This is a genomic window from Amycolatopsis vancoresmycina, assembly GCF_000716785.1.
GTDB lineage: Bacteria > Actinomycetota > Actinomycetes > Mycobacteriales > Pseudonocardiaceae > Amycolatopsis > Amycolatopsis vancoresmycina.
Genome location: NZ_JNYY01000013.1, coordinates 122,699 through 142,298, shown reverse-complemented (window position 1 = coordinate 142,298; position 19,600 = coordinate 122,699). Strand labels below are relative to the sequence as shown.

Genomic DNA, 19,600 nt, shown 5'->3' with positions numbered 1-19,600 from the left:
GGTGTTGCGGAAGACGCACCGGACGCGGGTAAAGTGCTGCCGTTCCGTTGAAGCAGCAGCGGTCCGCAGCCGCAGCCATCCGGGACGGAGATGACCGCATGACCGGTGACCCGATCCTGCCCGAGCAGTTCGACGAGCTGACCGCCGCCATGGCCGACCTCACCGGCGCGCTGGAAGCCGAGCCCGGCGAAGCGGAGATCCTCGGCGCGGTCTGCGCCGAGGCCGTCCGCGCCATCCCGGGCGCCGACCTAGCGAGCATCACCGCGATCCGGGACGGCGAACCGGAAACCGCGGCCTCCACCGACGAACGCGCCGTCGAAATCGACCGGTTCCAGTACGCCGCGGGCGAAGGGCCGTGCCTGCGCGCGGCGGAGACCGGCGAGGTGGTGCGGCTCCCGCTCGCCACGGCCGGGGCGACGTGGCCCGAGTTCACCGCGCGTGCCCTCGAACTCGGGGTCGGCAGCTACCTCGCCGCGCCGCTGCGCGTCGACGAGCACCTGTCCGGCGCGCTCAACCTCTTCGGCTACGGCGGCCACGGCTTCGCGGAGACCGACTCGCGGCTGCTGGAGCTCTACACCACGGTCGTCTCGTTCGGGCTGCGGACGACGCGGCGCTACCACCGGGCCCGGCAGCGGGCCACCGAGCTCGAGGCGGCGATGCGGTCGCGGGCGGTGATCGAGCAGGCGAAGGGCATCCTGATGGCCGTGCACCGGATCAGCGCCGACGACGCGATGAAGCTCCTGGTCACCGAATCGCAGCGCACCAACGTGAAGCTCCGGGACATCGCGACCCGGTTCGTCGAAGACCTGTCCTCGGCCGAGTCCCCCGGCTGAGCCGCTCAGGCCGTGCGGCGGGCCGGGAACGGCCAGGTGAGCGTGAAGACGGTGCCGTTCTCGGTCGAGCGGAGGTCGAGCCCGTCCACCAGGGCCTGGATCAGGCGCAGGCCGCGCCCGTCGTCGGCGCGCTCGGCGAGCGTCGCCCACCGGCCCTGGTCGGCCACGGTGACGATCAGCACGTCCTGGTCGATCCGGGCGCGGACGTCGATCAGCCCGGGTTGCCCGTGGTAGGCGTGGTCGAGCACGTTGGTCATCGCCTCCCAGCAGGCGAGGACGACGTCGTCGGCCTGCCGCCCGACCTCGTCGCCGGCACGCCGCCGCAGCCACGAGACCAGGTGCCGCCGCAGGCTCGGCAGCGTCCGTGGCGAAATCGTGCCGCGGTACCGCCATCCGTCCGATCCCGGCTCTTCCACGTTCACCTCCTCGGGGGACTTCTGGTTTGCTACCCACCGGTTCGGATTCTCAATCACCGGTAAAGAGCTCCTGGCGCCGTTCGGCCCTGGTGCACGCCGGGGCGGTCGTGATCGGATGGGCGGATGATTCGGTCGACGTCGTCCGTGGTGCTGTGCGCGGTGCTCGCCGCGACCCTCCTGCCCGCCCCGGCGGCCACCGCGGCCGCCGCGGCGCCCGGACCGGGGGCCGGCTCGCACTTCGGCCTGGCCCGCAAGGACTGCCTCGGCACCGCGCGGAACACCACGAGCAAGGCGTGGTTCACCGTGGCGGGCGGCGTGCTGTCCGACGTCTACGCGCCGGTGATCGACAACACGAACGTCGAAACGCTGCAGTTCGCGGTCACCGACGGCCGCAGCTTCACCGACCTGCAGGCGCGGGACATGACCTACACGGTCCGCACGAGCGCGGGCGGGATGGCGTGCAAGGTGACGTCGACGCCGCGCAGCGGGCGGTACCGGCTGGTCACCGAGTACCTGGCCGACCCGGCCCGGACCGGCGTGCTCATCCGCACCCGGCTGGAACCGCTGCGGGACTCCGGGCGCGACCTCAAGGTGTACGTGCGGTTCGACGCGAGCATCAACGGCAACGGTGGCGGCGGCCCGGCCAACGGCGGCGGTGACACGGCGACCGTCGACGCGGCGACGTCCGCGCTGGTCAGCGCCGACAGCAATACGGTGTCGAGCGCGCCGGCCCGCGACTACGGCACCCCGCTGGCCGCGGCCCTGCGCGCCGACCGCCGGTTCCTGGCCACCGGCAGCGGGTTCGCGGGCACCGCGGGCGACGGCCTGGCCCAGCTGGACCGCGACCACCGGCTCACCGACACGACGCCGTCGGCGGTGAACGGCAACGTCGTCCAGACCGCGCAGCTGGACCTGCAGCCGCGCCGCCCCTCGGTGCTGGCGCTGGGCTTCGGCGCGGACGCCCGGGCCGCCGTCGCGACGGCCGGGGCGAGCCTGCGCACGCCGTTCGAGCAGAGCTACCGCGAGTACGCGCGCGAGTGGCGTGACTACGACAACGGGCTGATCCCGCTGCGGGGCAAGGATTCCGAAGACACTGCTGCCTACTACCAGTCGGTCAACGTGCTGAAGGCCAGTGAGGACAAGACGTTCCCGGGCGCGGTGGTCGCGTCGCTCGGCAGCCCGTGGGGTCAGGCGGTGTCCGCGGGCGACGCGCCCGGCGGCAAGCCGGTCTACTTCGGTTCCTACCGCGAGATCTTCGCCCGCGACCTCTACGAAAGCTTCTCCGGCCTCCTGGCCGCCGGCGATCGCGAGACGGCGCGGGCGAGCGTCCGGTGGCTGTTCGCGCGGCAGCAGCAGCCGGACGGCCGGTTCCCGCGCAACTCGCTGCTCAACGGCAAGAAGGCACCCGACTCGGGTGGTGACCAGCTCGACGAGAGCGCATACCCGATCCTGATGGCGCTGCAGGCCGGCTTGGACCGCGACCGCACCCTCTACACGGGCCACATCCGGGCGGCCGCGGACTTCGTCGTGGCGCACGGACCGGCGTTCGGCTCCGAGCGCTGGGAGGAACAGGGCGGCTACTCCCCCTCGACGATCGCCGCGGAGATCGCCGGCCTCGTCGCGGCGGGCGTGATCGCCGACCGCAACGGCGACCCGGCGCGCGCGAACGTCTACCGCGCGACCGCGGACCACTTCCAGCGCAGCATCAAGGGCTGGACCGTGACGTCCACCGGCCCGTACGGCGGCCGGTACTTCCTGCGGCTGACCAAGAACGGCAACCCGGACTCGGAGTGGATCTACAACCTCGGCAACGGTTCGGTCGACGCCGACCAGCGCGCGATCGTCGACGCCGGCTTCCTCGAGCTGACGCGCCTGGGCGTGCTGCCCGCGAACGACCCCGACGTCGCCGCGTCGCTCGCCGTCGTGGACCGCGTGATCAAGCGGGACACCCCGGCCGGCCCGGGCTGGTACCGCTACGGCACGTCGGCGGCGGGCAGCGAGGACGGCTACGGCGACTGCTACGAACCGGACCCGACGAACTGCGGCCCCACGGGCGCTCCCTGGCCGTCGACGAACACCGGTTCCGGCCACCTCTGGCCGGTCCTCGCGGGTGAACGCGGCGAGCAGGCCGTCCAAACCGGCGACCGGGCGGGCGCGGCGGCCCTGCTGCGCGCGATGCGGGCGCAGACGGGCGGAACGGGCCTGATCCCCGAGCAGATCTGGGAAAACCCGGCGCTGCCCGCGTCACCGTACGGCTCGGACCCGCGCACGGCGTCGATCGGCTTCACACCGGGCCAGTCGGTGGGGTCGGTGGCGCCGCTGAGCTGGGCGCAGTCCCAGTCGGTGCGCCTGGCCCGCGCCCTCGACGACGGCCGCCTGCCCGAGCAGCCCGCCGACGTCCGCACCCGGTACGCGTCGCCCCCGGCAGCGTTGGCTGTCACGCTCGACGCACCGGCATCGGTGTCCACCGCAACGGCCGTGGTCACCGGAACCGCGCCCCCGGGCAGCCGCGTCGACCTCGCCGTCTCGGCGACGGACGCGGGCACGACGACGGTGCTGTCGACCCGGGCTTCGGCGGCGGGCACGTTCACCGCGACGGTACCGACCCCGCTGGGCGCGAACGTGGTCACGGCGACCGCAACGGGTGCCGGAACGGGCTACGCGCAGAAGACGATCAGCTCGGACTTCGTGACCGGAACGGTCCTGCTGGACACCACGGACCCGGACGCCGACGACAACGGCCCGGGCACGTACACGTACCCGACGGCGGGCGACTTCCACGCGGGCGCGTTCGACCTGCAGCGGTTCCAGATCATCGACTCGGGCACCACCCTGGTGTTCCGGGCCCAGCTCCGCGACCTGACCCCGACGTTCGGCTCGCCACTGGGCGCCCAGCTGCTGACGATCTACGGCCACGACCCGGCAGCAACGGCAACATCGACGGCGGCCCCGTTCCCGAGCCGCGCGTACACGATCGCGGCCCAGGACGCCTGGAGCCGCCGCATCGAGGTCCAGGGCTTCGCCGAACCAGCGCTCGTCGACGCTTCGGGCGCTTCGCTGGCAACGCCGTCGGTGCAGGCGTCGCAGGCAACGCGGTACATCACGGTCAGCGTGGCGAAGGAGGCCTTCGGGACGCCGGGACCGGGCTGGACGTTCGCGGTGGTGCTCACCGGCCAGGACGGCAACTCCCCGGACCAGGCGAGGCCGTTCACCCCGACGGCGGGTCAGTACACGTTCGGCCTGTGCGCCCCCGGCGGAACGACCCCGATCTGCGCGGCGGACCCGGCAACGGCCCCGAAGGCGTTCGACGTCCTGACGCCATCCGGAGTGGACCAGAAGCTGGAGCTGGACCCGACCCGCGGCCCGGTGACGGTGCGCGGAGTGCCCGTGGGCTGACAGGCTGGACGCCATGATCGACGAGTTCGCAAAGGACTACCTGCACGGCGACCTGCGCGAGATCCGCGAAGAGCTGCTCGGCAAGCTGGACGGCCTGACCGAGTACGACATCCGCCGCCCATTGACCATGACGGGAACGAACCTGCTCGGCCTGGTCAAGCACCTGACGCTGACAGAGGCACGCTACTTCGGCGAGATCTTCGCCCGCCCGTTCCCGGAGTCACTGCCACGCTGGGACGACGCCGAAGCACGAGGCAGGGACATGTGGGCAACCGAGCACGAGTCACGAGCAGAGATCATCGAGGGCTACCGCAGGGCATGGACCCACGCGGACACAACGATCACCGAGTTGCCGATCGACGCACCAGGCCACGTGCCCTGGTGGCCCCGCCCCAAGGTGAAGCTGTTCAACATCCTGGTCCACGTACTGACGGAAACGAACCGCCACGCAGGCCACGCGGACATCCTCCGCGAGCAACTGGACGGCAGGACGGCAGCGGAGAGCAACCGCACCGCAGAGTTCTGGAAGGCCCGCCACACAGAGGTACAGCGAGCAGCAGAAGCAAAACGCTAGACAAAGCCACGGCAGGTGCACAAGGGCACCATCAAGGAGACAACCAGGCATACCCCCGACGAATTCCAGATGAATGTCCGGTATGCGCTAGCCTACTCGATCATGGAACCCGGCCACCTGCGCCGGAGCGTCGAGGAGCAAATGCCGTGCAACCGAACCTCAGCCAAGGCGAAGACTTCCAGCTCCTGCTCGAGCGGCAGATCCGGGAGATGCAGTCGAAGTCCGCAGCGCTGAACGAAGCGCTCTCCACCGCCGGCGCCACGGTCCGAAGCCGCGACGGCGCGGTGACGGTGACACTCGCTCCGAACGGCGCGCTGACGAACCTCGAGCTCGGCCACCGCGCGTGCGAGCTGGGCCCGGCCCGGCTGACCGCGGCGATCATGGGCGCGGTCCGCGACGCGCAACGTCAGACCGCCCGGGCGGTCGCGGATTCCTTCGCCGCCATCAACGGCGACACGGAATCGACCGCGATGGTCCGGTCCTTCCTGCCGCCGGACCCGCCGCCGGACGGCGACTTCGCGGCCCCGGAGAGCCCCGAGCCGACGCCTCCGCCGCCCCCGGCCGCGGCGCCGCGACGACGTCCCGCGGCCGACGACCGCCTCGACGACGAATCGAACCCCTGGTGAGCGGCGGCGGCTTCCGGGTCTCGGCGGACCCGCTGGCGAACTTCGGCAAGCACCTCGACGAGTTGCAGAGCAACCTGCAGAGCACCGCGGACCTGGTCGGCGGGATGGTGTGCGACCCCGGCATGTTCGGCATCAACCCGGCGTGCCAGCTGATGGCGGCCGGCGCGAGCACCTGGACCGACAAGGCCCACCACCAGTTCGGCGAGTACGCGAAGACCGTCGGCGAGTTCGCCGACAAGGTCGCCGAAGCGGCGAAGCGCTACCAGTCGGGCGAAGAAGACGCCGTGAACTCGATCGTGAGGTTCGAATAGTGGGCGACGACTACCGGAGCAAGGACGTCAGCCTCCACGGTTCGGAGCTGTTCAACAGCGACAACGCCTCCGCCGGGGCCGGGTTCTTCGAGGCGGCGATCGGCCTGGACAAGGCCGTCAAGGAGCACGACAAGGTCGCGATCGGCATCGGCTCGGCCGGCATGGCGCTGGAGACGATCGGGCTGGTCCTCGACCCGATCGGCAGCCTGCTCACGGCCGGGATCGGCTGGCTCATCGAGCACATCACGATCCTGCGGTGGCCGCTGGACATCCTGATGGGCGACCCGATCGGCATCGCGGCGGCCAGCGAAGCGCTGACGGCGGAGAAGAAGAAGCTGGAGCAGTGGTCGGCCGACCACCAGCAGGCGCTCGACGTGCTGCTGAAGGACTGGAGCGGGCAGGCCGCGGACCAGTTCAAGAAGGACATGGACGCGGTCACCGAGCAGCTGGCCTCCCTGGGCGGCTACCTCGACGAGGCCGGCAAGAACATGAAGATCGCCGGCGGCATCGTCGGCGCCTTCCGCGGCATCCTCCGCGACCTGATCGCGATGCTCCTGGCGACGATCGTCAAGGGCGCCCTGATCGCGGCGGCGCTGGCCCCGGTGACGTTCGGCGCGTCGATCGCGATCTTCATCGGCACGACGATCGGCACGGTGGCGACGGCACTGGGCAAGATCGGCGCCAAGCTGGCCCAGCTGGCGAAGAAGCTCGGCGACCTGCTGCAGGCACTAACGAAGCTGGGCAAGGCGGGCGACGACCTGGCGGCGGCCAAGCCCCCGACGAGCAGCCTGACGCCGACGCCCACCCCGAAGCCGGACGCAACACCGCTGCCCAAGCCGGAACCAAAACCGGAGCCGAAGCCGGACACGACACCGTCGTCGGCGACGCCGGAGCCGAAGCCCGAGCCCAAGCCGGACCCGACGCCGGAACCCAAGCCCGAGCCCAAGCCCGAACCGGCGCCCTCGTCTTCGTCGGCCACTCCGGAGCCCAAGCCCGAGCCCAAACCTGAGCCCAAGCCCGAGCCCGAGCCGAAGCCGGAACCCAAGCCTGAGCCCTCGTCGTCCTCGGCCACACCGGAACCGAAGCCCGACCCCAAGCCGGACACCACTCCCGAACCCAAGCCGGAGCCCAAACCCGAGCCCGCGGCGGCCACTCCGGAACCCAAACCCGAACCCAAGCCGGATCCGAAGCCCGAACCGGCACCCACCCCCGCTCCCGAACCGAAGCCGGACCCCACTCCGTCCACTCCGGACCCCAAGCCGCACAAGCCGTTCACCGACCAGATGACCGACGTCATCAAGACCAAACTGTCCCAAGTGGACGGCGTGACGCCCGAGATCATGCAGAAGTTCGACAAGATCAGCAACTTCTCCGTGCACGAGCTCGGCAAGCTCTTCGGCAAGGAGGGCGCCGAAAAGTTCGAGTCGGCGATCAAGGTCATGACCGATCCGTGGTTCGGCAAGTCGGGTCTGGCCGGCAAGACCGTCGTCGATATGATCAAGGGTGTCCCCGCCAGCATCGGCAACGTCACCGGCGAGGACGATTAGCCGAGCGGGTCCAGTCCGGTCAGCGCCACGCTTTCGGTCCACAACCGGGCGGCGGCCGCGTCGTCGGTGAGGTTCGCCCAGCGGGGTTCGAGGCGCGGCCGGCCGCGCAGGCCGAACACGCGCGGCCCCCACAGCTGCCCGCCTTCGACGTCCGGGCGGAGGACCGCGCGCACCGCGGGCCGCGCACCGGCGTCCTTGCCGTGCAGCTGCTCGGCCGCGAAGTACCCGATCCCCGCGTTGCCCCCGGTCACCAGTACCCGCATCCGCCGTCCCCCGTGCCAAGCTGTCCTTCGTGGACAACGCTACCGACGAACCGGCACGGGCGGGTTACCGGCGGTCGGCCGGGTCGCCGCGCGGCGAGGCCCGGCGCCGGGAACTGCTGGCGAAGATCACCGACGACGTCGCCGAGAACGGGCTCGTCGACTTCTCGCTGCGGCGCGCCGCCCGGGCGGCCGGCACGACGCACAAGGTGCTGCTCTACCACTTCGAAGGCGCCGAAGACCTGCTGCGGCAGGTGGTCTTCACGCTGCGGGAACGGCGGATCGGCAACGCGCTGACGGCCGTCGCAGCGGAGCCGCCGACGCTCGCTGGCCGGGTCCGAGCCGCCTGGGCCAGCCTCCGCGACGAGGAGACGCAGCTGCGGCGCGTCCTCGACCAGGCGATGGGCCTGGCGATGTATGACCCGGGCCGGTACGCCGCGCTCGGCCGGGGTGCTTCCCAGCAGTACCTGCCGACGCTGGTGTCGTTCTGCCCGGCGCACTGGCCGGAGCAGCGCAAGCTCGAGGTGGCCGAGATGATCCTCGCGGCGCTGCGCGGTTTCCTCGTGGACCTGCTGACCAGCCCGGACGGCGACGGCGCGGCCGCCGGGTTCGCGGCCCTGCTGCGGGCGGTCGAACGGGAGGAAGCCGCGCCCTGATCCTCGACAGTTTGCGAACCACGTGGTTCACTTCCCCCGGGGGACTTCTCTGGGAGGCTGCAATGCAGGTCGAGCTGTCCGCGGGCACCGTCGAGTACACCGACACGGGCGGGGCGGGCCCGGTTGTCGTCTTCGTCCACGGCCTCCTGATGGACGGCTCGCTGTGGGACGCCCCGGTGGCGCAGCTCGACGGCCTGCGCTGCGTGGTCCCGACGCTGCCGCTGGGCGCGCACCGGCACCCGGTGCACGACGACGCCGACCTGTCGATGCCCGGCATCGCGCAACTGCTCGCGGAGTTCCTGGAGCGGCTCGACCTGCGGGACGTCACCCTGGCCGGGGTCGACACGGGTGGCGCGCTGGTCCAGCTGCTGATGACCGGCGGCGCACCCCGGGTGAGCCGGGTGGCGCTGGCGTCGTGCGACGCGTTCGACAACTTCCCGCCCGGCCTCACCGGCAAGACGCTGTTCCTGGCGGGGAAGCTCTCGCCGCGCCTGTTCGGGCTGTTCGTGCAGCAGCTGCGGCTGCGCGCGGTGCGCCGCCTCCCGATCGCGTTCGGCTGGCTGACGAAACGCGGAGACGCGGCCACGGCCCGCTGGATCCGTCCGCTGCTGAGCCAGGCCGGCATCCGCCGGGACACGGTTCGCGTGCTCCGGGCGGCCGCCGCCGCACCGGGCATTTTGGTGGAAGCGGCCGAGCGGCTGCCGGCCTTCGACCGCCCGGTACTGGTCGTCTGGGCCACCGAGGACCGCGTGATGCCCCTCGAGCACGGCCGACGGCTGGCGTCCCTGCTACCCAAGAGCGAGTTCGCCGAGGTGGCGGACAGCTACACGCTGCTGCCGCTGGACCAGCCGGCAGAGTTGGCCCGGCTGGTCCGGGAGTTCACAGCCGGCTGAGGCCGTGCAGGATGCGCTTCATCAGGTCCAGGTTCGGCCGGTTGCCGTTGCCGCGCTTCGCGGTGTGCACGGCGACTAGACCGCGATCGGCGAGGTCGGAGAGCAGCACCCGGGCCACGCCCAGCGGCAGGCGCCGCCGCGCGGCGACCTCGGCCACCGACTGCGAGGTGCGGCACAGCACGCAGATTTCCGACTCTTCCGGCGTGCTCCCGCGCGTCATGGCCCGCCCGCGCGCGGTGGTCGAGACCAGCGTCTCGACGGGAAGGTCACGCGTCGGCCGCGTCCGGCCGTGGGTGCGGAAGTACGGACGGACGAGTCCCGCCGCCCCTCCGTCTTCGAGCGCGGTCCCCCAGTGCACAGCCAGCTCCTCACGGCGATTAATCCTTGTCGGCGATTATTCGACACCGTGATCGACTCCTCCGCAATCGACCGAACAGGCTAACGGACGGTAAACTGCAGGTCAGGGTGGCGCCGTTGAACGACGCCACCCCAGGGGACGAAGGTCATCCGGCGGGATTATCAGCCGTCTGACAACTTCGCGGGCTTCCGCGCCCGCCGGGCCCTGGCCACCAGGCGCTTGATCCGCCGGCACCACCTCCTGGCGGCGGCGAACTCCTGCTGAACCTCGGCGATGCGTGCGCGGAGGTAGGCGTCGGAAATCATCTCGGCTCCTGCCCTGGTCGTCGGTGCCGTCACGGTGGGCCGGGGCCGTTGGGAAAACCTTGAACAGACCTTGCCGGGGCGGCGCCGATCCGCTACGCCTGAGGGCAGGGAGGGGTCGTGGTGGAGCTGCGGGTGCTGGGCGCCGTCGAGGTCGTGGCCGGTGGCACGCGGCTCGACGTCGGGCACGCGCGTCAGCGTGACGTGCTGGCGGTGCTGCTCCTCGACGTCGGCCGGGCGGTCCCGGCCGACCGGATCGTCGACCGCGTGTGGGGCGAACGGCCACCCCGGCAGCCGAGGAACTCGCTGTACGCGTACGTCTCGCGGCTGCGCGCCCTGCTGGGTGCGCTCGACGGCGTGACGATCGAGCGCGAGCGTGACGGCTATGTCCTCGTCGCCGATCCGCTGCTGGTGGACGTCCACCGGTTCGAGCACCTCGTCCGGCTGGCGAAGACGACGACGGACGACCAAGCAGCCCTCGCGCTGTACGACGAAGCTCTGTCGCTCTGGCGGGGAACGCCGCTCAGCGAGCTGGATTCGCCGTGGGTGGATGAGGTCCGCCGCGAGCTGGAGCGCCGGCACGACACGGCCGTGCTGGATCGCGACGACCTCCGGTTGCGCACCGGCGCCCACGCCGCCGTGCTCGCGCGGCCCGCACCGGACGGCGCCGGCGGCGAGCGGGCGGCGGCGCAGCGGATCGAGGCGCTGTTCCTCGACGGACGTCCGGCCGACGCGCTGCGGGAGTACGAAGCGGTCCGGTCACGCCTGGCCGACGAGCTCGGCGCCGACCCGGGCCCGCGGCTGCGCGGCCTCCACGAGCGGATCCTGGCCGGCAGCGGCCCGGAACCGCGGCAGCTCCCGGCGGCGCCGGCCTCGTTCTCCGGGCGCACCGCCGAACTGGCGGCGCTCGATCAGCTGCTGGCCCCGGACGGCTCGATCGCGGTGATCTCCGGCGCGGGCGGCCTCGGGAAGACGTGGCTGGCGCTCCGGTGGGCGACCGACCACGCGAGCCGGTTCCCCGACGGCCAGCTCCACGTCGACCTCCGCGGCTTCGACCCGGCACACGAGCCGGTGCCGGCCGAGCGCGCGGTCCGCGGGTTCCTCGCCGCCCTGGGTGTGGCCGCGGCGTCGATCCCGCCGGAGCCGGACGGGCAGGTGGCGCTGTACCGGAGTCTCACGGCCCGGCGGCGCCTGCTCGTGGTGCTGGACAACGCCCGCGACACGCGGCACGTGACGCCGTTGCTGCCGGGCGGGTCGTCGTGTTCGGTGCTCGTCACCAGCCGCCACGAGCTCGGCGGCCTGCTCACCACGCACGGCGCGGGCGCGCTGCCCCTGCGGACGCTCGACGAAGGCGAGGCGCGGGAGCTGCTGGCGCACAAGCTGGGCGCGGCCCGGTTGGCCGAAGAACCCGAGGCGGCAAGGGAAATCCTGGACCGGTGCGGCGGGCTGTCGCTGGCGCTGGCGATCGTGGCCGCCCGCGTCGCGGGCCGGCCGGGCCGCCGCCTGGCGGCGCTGGCCGCCGAGCTGAGCGAGAGCCGGCTGGACGCGCTGGACACCGGCGAGCTGACCGCGAGCCTGCGCGCGGTGTTCGAAGCGTCCTACCGGTCCCTCACCCCCGAGGCGGCGTCGGCGTTCCGCTTGCTGGGCCTGATTCCGGCAGGCGACATCGGCCGCGCGGCCGCGGCGGCGCTGCTCGGGGACGTCCGGGCGGTGCGCGTGCTGTGCGCGGCCAGCCTCCTGGAGGAGCACTTGCCGGGCCGCTTCCGGATGCACGACCTGGTCAAGCTGTATGCGGCGGAGCTGCTGGACCCACAAACCCGCCAGGCGGCGACGACCCGCTTGTTCGACCACTACCTGTGCACCGCCGCGGCGGCGATGGATTTGTTCTCCCCGCACGAGCCCTACCTGCGCCCGCCCCCACCCGGCCCCCGCCCGTCGTTCGCGGACGCCCGGACGGCGCGGGCGTGGCTGGACGCGGAGCGGGCCACGATGGTGGCGTTGGCGCTGGACGCACCGGAGGCGCTGGCCGGGCAGGTGGTCGCCTTGTCGGCAACGCTGTGGCGGTACTTGTACGTCGCGGCGCACCATCACGAGGCGCTGGCGCTCCACACGGCCGCGTTGGCCATGGCGGGCCCGGGAACACGCGAACGGGGGTTCGCCGGCCACGCCGTCGGCAAGACGTTGATCTTCCTGGGCCGTTTCGACGAGGCCGCGTCACACCTCGACGAGGCATTGGCTTCGGCGGTGGAGCAGGGCAACGACCTTCTGGAGAGCATGACCCGCAACAGCATCGCAACGATCGCGGACATCCGCGGCAACCGGTTGAAGGCCCGCAAGCAGTACGACCTGGCACTGGCGGCAGCGCGCCGGACGGGCTACGCGTTGCTGGAGGGAATAGCGCTGTGCAACATAGGAGAGCACCACCATTGGTGCGGCGACCACGCGAAGGCGGTGGAGTACTTGCACCGCAGCGGCCGCATAGCGGAGGACCTGGGATCGGCCGGCCTGGGCGGACCGGTGTTGTCGGCGCTGGGTAGTGCGTATGCGGGATTGGGCCGGGCGGAGCAGGCAGAGGAGCACTTCCGCCGGGCAATGGAGTTCGCCCGCTCGGGCGGCAACGCGAACCTCGAGGTGACGGTCCTCAACGACCTGGCGGCCACGAAGAGGGGGCTTGAGGCTATCTCGTTGTACGGGAAGGCATTGGAGCTGGCGAGACAATCCGGCGACCTGCTCGAATGCGCGGTGGCGCACCATGGGTTGGGTGTGAGTCATCTTGCCGCCGGGGAGGGCGCCGAGGCCCGGCGCCATTTGGAGGCGGCGTTGGCCGCGTATGGCGAGTTGCGGGCGCCGGAGGCCGAAGCGGTGCGGGAGTTGCTCGGGACTCTCGCGCGGTAGGTGAGGGTCAGAGGCGGATGGGCTTTTTGTTCATGAACTATCCAGGCGGTCGGTGGGCCTGGGGGCGTTCTTGGCCGGACCGCCTCTGACCTGCTCTTTTGCGCCTGTTGGGTCCGGTCGCGTCCGAGCCTGTCTGGACGTCTGACGGCCTGTAGACGGCCTGGCTCCTCGCTGCCCCTGTGCCCATCTGGCCCGGTGGCAGCTCTCCCCCGTCTTCCTCGTCCCCGCTGCCGTTAGCGCCGGAAGGCCGGTGTCAAGGGTGGGCGCTTGCGTCCATCGCGCAGCGACGCCGAAGGCGCCCTTGATGGCGGTCGGCCGGTGTTAAACGATCGCCGACGAGGAAGCGGTCACCTGATCGTGCTCCGGTCGGCGTAACACTGATCGACTCGCCGACGTCTCTGGGCGTATGGGGACGAGTGGATCAACCAGCTCCCGGCGGCGCGCGTACACAGCCGGCCCTCCGGCGGGCCGCCCGGCGACCGGCGGCCGGAGCGGAGCGGCAGGCCGTCCGTGTCGCATGAGGGCGGGCCCGCCGCGCGGGTGGTGACGTGCGCGCCGCCGTCGGCGGCGCGCCTTGATCCCATAGAGCTAAATTCGGCAGCGACCAGGGTTCACGAGGGATACGAATGCTCACAACCGTCCTACTGTGGTTTGGGACCAGCGTACTAGCTCAAGACACATTTACCCGGTTCATCAATTACATAGCGAAGCGCGGCTCCGAGCGCAGGAAAGTATTCCGGGCCGTAAAGCTAGAAACAGGACTCAAGACCGGTCGCGCCTATAAGAGGTGGTTCACCGATCCAGATGTTTGGAATGACATCATAGACACCTATGGAGATGAGCGTCACGAGACACTAGTCAGAGAATTAGAAAGGTACATCAAGAGCACCTTTACCTTTCGACACCCTCCGCAAGGCGATGAGCTGCACGAACAAGCTTCCAAATTAGTGAATGCAACATTGTTGACACTTGTAGAGAACCTGGATCCTTCCCGCTCGATTGCAATTGCCGGACATCGCTTGCATAGCGACATTACAACCTTGCGATCTGATATTAGCAATCTTGCGGAACTGCTCGCCGCGAAGAAAGACCTAGCCAAACTTCTCCGGCAAATCCCACCGGGCGCAAGGGAAATATTGGAGGTTATGTATGTTGAGCAACCAATAGTGGCCGCCGGACTCCTGACGTCGGTGCTTAAGTCAAACGACCGAAAAACCGCAGTGTCGGAGCTAGCGAGGGTTCCACCTGAGTGGATCGATGCCGCCAACGTTGAAGCGTGGCTCTTCCTTGCAGAATGCGCCCACGCATACTCCGACCGCGCCGCATCTTCCGCCCTATTCGAGAAGGTCTCAGATCTCGGACGGGATCGTTCTTCAAACCTTTGCCGTGCAGCATTAGACGCCTCCGCCACCGAAGACCTAGATCGAGCGAACTCTCTCCTAAATCAGGCGGAGAGGCTCGGATCGTCCAATCCACTCGTGGCACTCATTCGCGCAGCCATCTTGAACGACGCCGCAGGAATCCTGGCCGCCGCGCGAGTAGTAGGTCAACTCGGCGTCGACGCAGATACGATTATCGCTCAGGCTATATCAATCGAAGAGGGTCCACGAGCCGCAATCCCTTACTTCCGCAGGATAATACAAATTTATCCCGAATACGCCGGACCACGCCTCATGCTAGTTAGCACTTCAGTGTTAGCCGCACAGCAGTCCCGCACTTTTATTGGATTTGCAGAGAGCAGAGAAGCCAGGAATCTTGCCCTCGCAGCCCGCGACTTGCGACGCGAATGGGGAGGCGACAGCACCGAGGCAACCCTCTACGCATGCGAACTAGCACTTGACCGTGGCGATTGGGCGGACGTTATTCACCTGGGCGTCGAACAACCAGACGGCGAATCAACCCAAGAAGAAGCCAAGCACCCTAACGTGCTTCGCATGGTTGCAGAAGCAGCGATTGCCGAAGGAAATCGAGTTTTGGCAACTCGAACAATCGCCTCTCTTGAGATGACCTTTGAGCGCGCGTTCCTAGAAGCTAAATTCACGGCATTTTTCGAGCATCCCCAGATCGAAGCTCTCGCAGCGAAATATCAAATTGCATGGAACCTGGCAACAGATAAGAACGACAAGCACGCCGTTAGGATGGGCCTCGCGTCCATAGGTGCAGAGATACCTGACCGCCATGAACTAAGTCCCGAGGTTGACGTATACGATGCACTCGTCGTGGCCAGACACGACATCGCCACAGGAAACCTTGATGCAGCATTAGAGCAACTTAGATCCTGGCGAAACAGATCACCGCTCGTCATAGAAATGATCGTACGAATCTATGTCGATAGAGGTCAAATTGATCTCGCCGTCGATACCCTGAATCACGCGGCGGCCAAGTTCAATGACCCGCGGTTTCGCGCTCGGGCAGCCCAAGAGCTTGCCAATCACGGTGAACTTGTACGGGCTGACGACACGGCCGTTGAGGCCCTCGCCTCCCTGGGAGACGACGCTGGCCTACGTGCATCTCTCCACGAGATACGGATCAGCTCGTCACAACAACGTCACGCATGGCGAGAGATGGAGGAGCGCGTCCGCGGCCTTATAGATGAACAGGGACCAACCGAGGACAGGCGCTGGATTCTTGCTGGGTCACTATTCAACCAACGTCTATTCCAAGCTGCGTGGAATGTCGTTAATGACGAGCCAGTTCTTGAGCCGACAAACCCGGCAAGGATAGTAATGTGGCTTGATCTTGCGACAAGATACCGCAAAGACGAGAGGTTGGCGCAGCAAGCATTAGACTTTGTTGAGACATTCGGTGAAACCGTCGAAGGATTTTCTGGACAGATTCTCGGTCGGCTTATTTTGTGGTCTCACGGAGTAGAGCTATCCCCGTATATGACAGAGCGACTCCGGATGGCGTTTTCCACATTCGTCGCGAATAATCCGAATGATCCATCATTCTTTGCCGTTGACCTTCCTGACGACCCAGATCCAGCCGCGCTGCGCGAGATACTTCGCCAGCACCTAGAGCCCGGAGCCGAGCAGTTAGCCGAGTTCTGCAAGCAGTTGGCTGACTCCAAGATTCCACACGGGCTGATATCCACACTAGTTGGGAAGCCATACGCGACCGCCCTTGTGGGCCGGCCAGCAGGATGCTTCCCAATACAAATTCCCGACCCAACAATCTCCACAGAAGAAGCCTTGGTTGCACGACAAGCCTTAGACGGTCGGGTGACGATAGACACAAGCACATTTGCACTTGGTTTTCTCCTGCAAAACATATGGCCCAAGTTGACTCAGGCATTTGACCGCATATTTGTTACAGTGGAGACTCGCTCGGACATAGTGCAAGCCGTACAAAGTTTTCTAATGCCTTCAGACGGCTCTATAGGCTGGGATGTCGAGTCAGATGCACCAAGTTTCTCCGAGGCAGACCCAGATGGCCGAGCCTATCTGCGGGAGTACGCACAGTGGATGCTTGCAGCTACCGAGGACCTAGACATCGTCGACTGGCCACAGATCACGGCGATTCCGCGCGCAGACGAAATACAAAAGATCGATCGAATGCTTCCATGGCTGCTTCCCGTCGATCACGCATTAAGCAATGATGTACCGCTATTTGCCGATGATGCAGCCCTTCGAATGTACGCACGAGATCTTGGCGTGAAGTCCTTCGGCACTGTCGCACTTCTTGACGCACTCATGTCCACTGGAAAAATTAGTCAATTGGAAGTCAATCAGACCGTTGACGCCATGCGCCGCGCACGATGTGTAGATATCCCATTCGATTCAATCGCTCTCCATCGGATACTCGAACAGGATAGTTGGCACTCGCCAGCCGTGGCATTCGCCTATTCGAGGCCAACACTATGGAAGACTAAACCGACATTTCTGTCATGGCTTGACATGCTCGAAAGAGTCGCCAAGAACGCGCCTGATGATGTCGCCATGTGGCTGTACTGGGCAACCATCGGCGCAACCAAGGAGAAGAATAGCAATCACGGATCCGTTGCAGCTGCTAGCTTGCTTTTCATGGCCGTTGGCATAAAAGGACTGCGCTCCGAATTTCTAGCAGAACTACTACCGGCATCCCGCGCAGCCTTACATGGTTCACAGTGTCCCGATGTACTCCCAAATCTCGTGACCGTGATGAAGAAAGCATTATCGCAGACGCTCCAGGAAGCCGACGTAGTCAGAATGATCATCGCAGTGTCTTTGGAACTAGATAACGCAGACAGAGAAACCGTTCGGCGGCTTCTCATAGTCGAATAGATCCGGAAGACTCCTAGAACCGGTTCGTTGAAGCCATTGACGAGCAGTCAACAAGGTGGACGATCTAGTAACGTGGTGACTGCTAGCCTGGGTTCATGCGTGGTGCGGGTGACCAGCTCAGCATCGGTGAGCGGATCGCGTTCTACCGGCGGCGGCGTGGGCTGTCGCAGGCGGTTCTTGCTGACCTGGTGGGACGCACTGAAGACTGGTTGAGCAAGATCGAGCGCGGTGAGCGGGACATCCGCAGGCTAGACGTGCTGGCCGACCTCGCGCGGGCGCTACGGGTAACACTGGGTGATCTGCTCGGCGAACCCGTGCTGATGGACGAACAGGACAAGCACGACGACGTCCCGGCGATCCGGGACGCTCTGATGGCTCCCCGCCGGCTGTCGCGGACACTGTTCTCCTCAGCCATGTCGCCCGAGTACATCGACCCGCAGTCTGTTCGACAGCTGGTCGAAGGTGCCTGGTCCAACTACCAGAAGGGCGACCTCGGACGGGTCGTCGCTGCACTGCCTGGGCTGATCAAGACCACGCAGGCGATGGAGGCGGCCTCGGCCGACGATGCCGAGTACAAGCGGGCCTGCGCGGCCATCTCGGCGCGAGTGCACCACCTGGCCGCGACTACGCTGAGCAAAATCGGCGAGGCTGACCTCGCCTGGATCGCGGCCGAACGCGCCATGCAGGCGGCGGACGACTCCGATGATCCACTAGTTCTGGCCTCGGCCGCCCGGTCCGGTACGCACGCTCTCCTGGCCGTAGGTCGGTTCGATGACGCGCTTGAGCTGGGCGACGTCGCGGCGAAGTGGCTGCTGCCGAGGATGGCGAAGGGTGATCCGGCTGCGTTGAGTCTTTACGGGATGCTCTACCTTCGTACCGCTGTCGCAGCGGCGCGGCACCAGGACCGGACCACAGCGAACGACCTCCTCGGCCACGCGAAAACCGCTGCTGATCAGCTGGGAGTGGACGCGAACTACTGGCAGACCGGTTTCGGGCCGGCCAACGTGGAACTCCACCGCCTGTCGGCCGCACTGGACCTCGGCGACGTCAGCCAGGTGATCGAGACCGCCCCGCGCGTCAACGTCGACCACCTGCCCGTGGAACGCCAGGTCACATACCTGATCGACTTCGCCCGAGCACTCAGCTTGCTCGCCAAGGACGACGACGCCCTACAAGTCCTCCTGCAGGCCGAGCAAAAGTCACCGACCATCGTCCGGCACAACACCATGGTCCGGGAGGTCGTCCGCTCCATGTACCGGCGCGCTCCCGCCACGGCAGGCAAATCCTCGGCGCTGCTCGCGCTGGCCGAGCGCTGCAGCGCGGTGAGGTAGCCGGATGTCGCGAGTTCTCGGGCTGGCCGCCTCCGGGGCCGGCGGGGTTGAAGACCTGCTTCCGCGCCTGATCAAGCCTGCCCAGGAAGGAGGCTGGACGGTCGCGGTCACCCTGACCCCCACCGCCGGCCGCTGGCTGGCCGAGACCGGGCAGCTCGACGAGATCGAGCAGGCCACCGGCTACCCGGTGCGGGTCGAGCCCCGCTCGCCGTCGCAGAAGAGCCCACACCCCGCCCCGAGCTGCTACCTGGTGGCGCCGGCCTCGGCGAACTTCGTCGCCAAGATGTCTCTCGGCATCGCCGACAATCAGGCATTGACGCAGGTCAACGAGGCAATCGGAACGCTGAACCTGCCGGTGATCGTCTTCCCACGCGTCAACGCAGCGCACGCACGTCAGCCGTTCTGGACCATGCACATCGAGAACCTCAAGAGGGTCGGCGTGGACCTGCTCTACGGTGACGACGTCTGGCCTCTGCACGAACCGCGGTCCGCTCCTGGCCGGGATCTGCCCTGGTCAGCCATGCTGGACGCGATCGAGAAGGCCGTTCCGGCCGACCGCTGAACCCACCCGGACAGTTTGTCCGGGTGATCTCTCCCACCCGGGTGTTTCCTGATCACAGCGCGCCCAATCGGACGCGCGGAAGCCGAGACATCGGGAGAGCACATGGGCATTCACGTGGTGATTCAGCCCCTCGCCGGATACGGCGCTGCCGTCGTGTCACCTTCCCCCGGCGTCCGCCAACTTGTGGCCGGGGGCGATGAGACCGCGATCATGATTCAGGTACCGGCTCGGATCGGCGGCCTGATGGACTCCGCGCGGTTCGCGCGGAGTCTCGCCGTGGCCGCGAACGAGTTTGGCGAGTGGTGCGAGACGCAGAACCGCACCTACTCCTCTCCTCTCGGCGCCGAGTGGTCGGAAGAGCGCGACTGAGCGCGAAAA

Annotated in this window: 17 protein-coding genes; 13 read left to right on the top strand and 4 right to left on the bottom strand. The window is 67.8% G+C overall.

From position 1 onward, the window contains the following. Positions 1-98 precede the first annotated feature (98 nt). The gene (locus tag OO60_RS28485) at positions 99-833 is read left to right on the top strand and encodes a GAF and ANTAR domain-containing protein (protein WP_033262475.1); all 735 of its coding nucleotides are present in this window, start codon (positions 99-101) and stop codon (positions 831-833) included. 5 nt (positions 834-838) lie between these two features. Here OO60_RS28485 and OO60_RS28480 read toward each other — a convergent pair whose 3' ends face one another. Beyond that, positions 839-1,249, bottom strand: a complete 411-nt coding sequence (locus OO60_RS28480; protein ID WP_033262512.1) for an ATP-binding protein — start codon at positions 1,247-1,249, stop codon at positions 839-841. A 123-nt stretch (positions 1,250-1,372) separates the two neighbouring features. On the opposite strand from OO60_RS28480, the gene OO60_RS28475 reads away from it, so the two are divergent. From OO60_RS28475 to OO60_RS48240, 5 genes are all read left to right on the top strand, one after another. Beyond that, positions 1,373-4,645 carry a glucodextranase DOMON-like domain-containing protein gene (locus tag OO60_RS28475; protein WP_033262474.1) on the top strand — a complete coding sequence of 1,091 codons (3,273 nt, stop codon included), beginning with the start codon at positions 1,373-1,375 and terminating at the stop codon, positions 4,643-4,645. Between the two features lie 13 nt (positions 4,646-4,658). Beyond that, positions 4,659-5,219, top strand: coding sequence for a DinB family protein (locus tag OO60_RS28470; RefSeq protein WP_033262473.1), 561 nt, complete (start codon positions 4,659-4,661; stop codon positions 5,217-5,219). Between the two features lie 146 nt (positions 5,220-5,365). Further along, complete coding sequence (locus OO60_RS28465; RefSeq protein ID WP_033262472.1) at positions 5,366-5,845, top strand: YbaB/EbfC family nucleoid-associated protein; 480 nt, start codon at positions 5,366-5,368, stop codon at positions 5,843-5,845. Next, the gene (locus tag OO60_RS28460; protein WP_003090410.1) at positions 5,842-6,156 is read left to right on the top strand and encodes a hypothetical protein; all 315 of its coding nucleotides are present in this window, start codon (positions 5,842-5,844) and stop codon (positions 6,154-6,156) included. Before OO60_RS28465 ends, OO60_RS28460 begins: the two co-directional genes overlap by 4 nt. Further along, on the top strand, positions 6,156-7,703 hold the full coding sequence (locus tag OO60_RS48240; protein ID WP_003090409.1) for a WXG100 family type VII secretion target: 1,548 nt from the start codon (positions 6,156-6,158) through the stop codon (positions 7,701-7,703). Before OO60_RS28460 ends, OO60_RS48240 begins: the two co-directional genes overlap by 1 nt. Here the strand turns inward: OO60_RS48240 and OO60_RS28450 are convergent. Beyond that, the gene (locus tag OO60_RS28450) at positions 7,700-7,966 is read right to left on the bottom strand and encodes a hypothetical protein (RefSeq protein ID WP_003090408.1); all 267 of its coding nucleotides are present in this window, start codon (positions 7,964-7,966) and stop codon (positions 7,700-7,702) included. The two genes, OO60_RS48240 and OO60_RS28450, sit on opposite strands and share 4 nt — an antisense overlap. A gap of 29 nt (positions 7,967-7,995) precedes the next feature. Here OO60_RS28450 and OO60_RS28445 point away from each other — a divergent pair, with 29 nt between their 5' ends. Next, the gene (locus OO60_RS28445) at positions 7,996-8,619 is read left to right on the top strand and encodes a TetR/AcrR family transcriptional regulator (protein WP_003090407.1); all 624 of its coding nucleotides are present in this window, start codon (positions 7,996-7,998) and stop codon (positions 8,617-8,619) included. 62 nt (positions 8,620-8,681) lie between these two features. Then, complete coding sequence (locus tag OO60_RS28440; protein ID WP_003090406.1) at positions 8,682-9,512, top strand: alpha/beta fold hydrolase; 831 nt, start codon at positions 8,682-8,684, stop codon at positions 9,510-9,512. Here the strand turns inward: OO60_RS28440 and OO60_RS28435 are convergent. Next, positions 9,499-9,870, bottom strand: coding sequence for a DUF742 domain-containing protein (locus OO60_RS28435; protein WP_003090405.1), 372 nt, complete (start codon positions 9,868-9,870; stop codon positions 9,499-9,501). The two genes, OO60_RS28440 and OO60_RS28435, sit on opposite strands and share 14 nt — an antisense overlap. A 161-nt stretch (positions 9,871-10,031) precedes the next feature. Beyond that, positions 10,032-10,175 (bottom strand): hypothetical protein, encoded by a 144-nt coding sequence (locus OO60_RS47225; RefSeq protein WP_003090404.1) that lies wholly within the window; start codon positions 10,173-10,175, stop codon positions 10,032-10,034. A 117-nt stretch (positions 10,176-10,292) separates the two neighbouring features. Here OO60_RS47225 and OO60_RS28430 point away from each other — a divergent pair, with 117 nt between their 5' ends. The 5 genes from OO60_RS28430 to OO60_RS28415 all read left to right on the top strand — a co-directional run bounded on the left by OO60_RS28430 (position 10,293) and on the right by OO60_RS28415 (position 19,591). Beyond that, on the top strand, positions 10,293-13,067 hold the full coding sequence (locus OO60_RS28430) for an AfsR/SARP family transcriptional regulator (protein ID WP_033262471.1): 2,775 nt from the start codon (positions 10,293-10,295) through the stop codon (positions 13,065-13,067). Positions 13,068-13,693: 626 nt separating this feature from the next. Then, positions 13,694-17,329, top strand: a complete 3,636-nt coding sequence (locus OO60_RS46595) for a PIN domain-containing protein (protein ID WP_155849001.1) — start codon at positions 13,694-13,696, stop codon at positions 17,327-17,329. 95 nt (positions 17,330-17,424) lie between these two features. Continuing rightward, complete coding sequence (locus OO60_RS28425; RefSeq protein WP_004558835.1) at positions 17,425-18,660, top strand: helix-turn-helix domain-containing protein; 1,236 nt, start codon at positions 17,425-17,427, stop codon at positions 18,658-18,660. A 4-nt stretch (positions 18,661-18,664) separates the two neighbouring features. Then, positions 18,665-19,222 carry a flavoprotein gene (locus tag OO60_RS28420; RefSeq protein WP_004558834.1) on the top strand — a complete coding sequence of 186 codons (558 nt, stop codon included), beginning with the start codon at positions 18,665-18,667 and terminating at the stop codon, positions 19,220-19,222. A gap of 102 nt (positions 19,223-19,324) precedes the next feature. Beyond that, on the top strand, positions 19,325-19,591 hold the full coding sequence (locus OO60_RS28415; protein WP_004558833.1) for a hypothetical protein: 267 nt from the start codon (positions 19,325-19,327) through the stop codon (positions 19,589-19,591). Positions 19,592-19,600 lie beyond the last annotated feature (9 nt).

What these genes read in the sequence shown, in the direction of transcription:
- OO60_RS28440 (WP_003090406.1), top strand. Translation starts at nt 8,682, where the DNA reads ATGCAGGTCGAGCTGTCCGCGGGCACCGTCGAGTACACCGACACGGGC.
- OO60_RS28420 (WP_004558834.1), top strand. Translation starts at nt 18,665, where the DNA reads ATGTCGCGAGTTCTCGGGCTGGCCGCCTCCGGGGCCGGCGGGGTTGAA.
- OO60_RS46595 (WP_155849001.1), top strand. Translation starts at nt 13,694, where the DNA reads ATGCTCACAACCGTCCTACTGTGGTTTGGGACCAGCGTACTAGCTCAA.
- OO60_RS28450 (WP_003090408.1), bottom strand. Translation starts at nt 7,966, where the DNA reads ATGCGGGTACTGGTGACCGGGGGCAACGCGGGGATCGGGTACTTCGCG.
- OO60_RS28415 (WP_004558833.1), top strand. Translation starts at nt 19,325, where the DNA reads ATGGGCATTCACGTGGTGATTCAGCCCCTCGCCGGATACGGCGCTGCC.
- OO60_RS28425 (WP_004558835.1), top strand. Translation starts at nt 17,425, where the DNA reads ATGCGTGGTGCGGGTGACCAGCTCAGCATCGGTGAGCGGATCGCGTTC.
- OO60_RS28470 (WP_033262473.1), top strand. Translation starts at nt 4,659, where the DNA reads ATGATCGACGAGTTCGCAAAGGACTACCTGCACGGCGACCTGCGCGAG.
- OO60_RS47225 (WP_003090404.1), bottom strand. Translation starts at nt 10,175, where the DNA reads ATGATTTCCGACGCCTACCTCCGCGCACGCATCGCCGAGGTTCAGCAG.
- OO60_RS28475 (WP_033262474.1), top strand. Translation starts at nt 1,373, where the DNA reads ATGATTCGGTCGACGTCGTCCGTGGTGCTGTGCGCGGTGCTCGCCGCG.
- OO60_RS28485 (WP_033262475.1), top strand. Translation starts at nt 99, where the DNA reads ATGACCGGTGACCCGATCCTGCCCGAGCAGTTCGACGAGCTGACCGCC.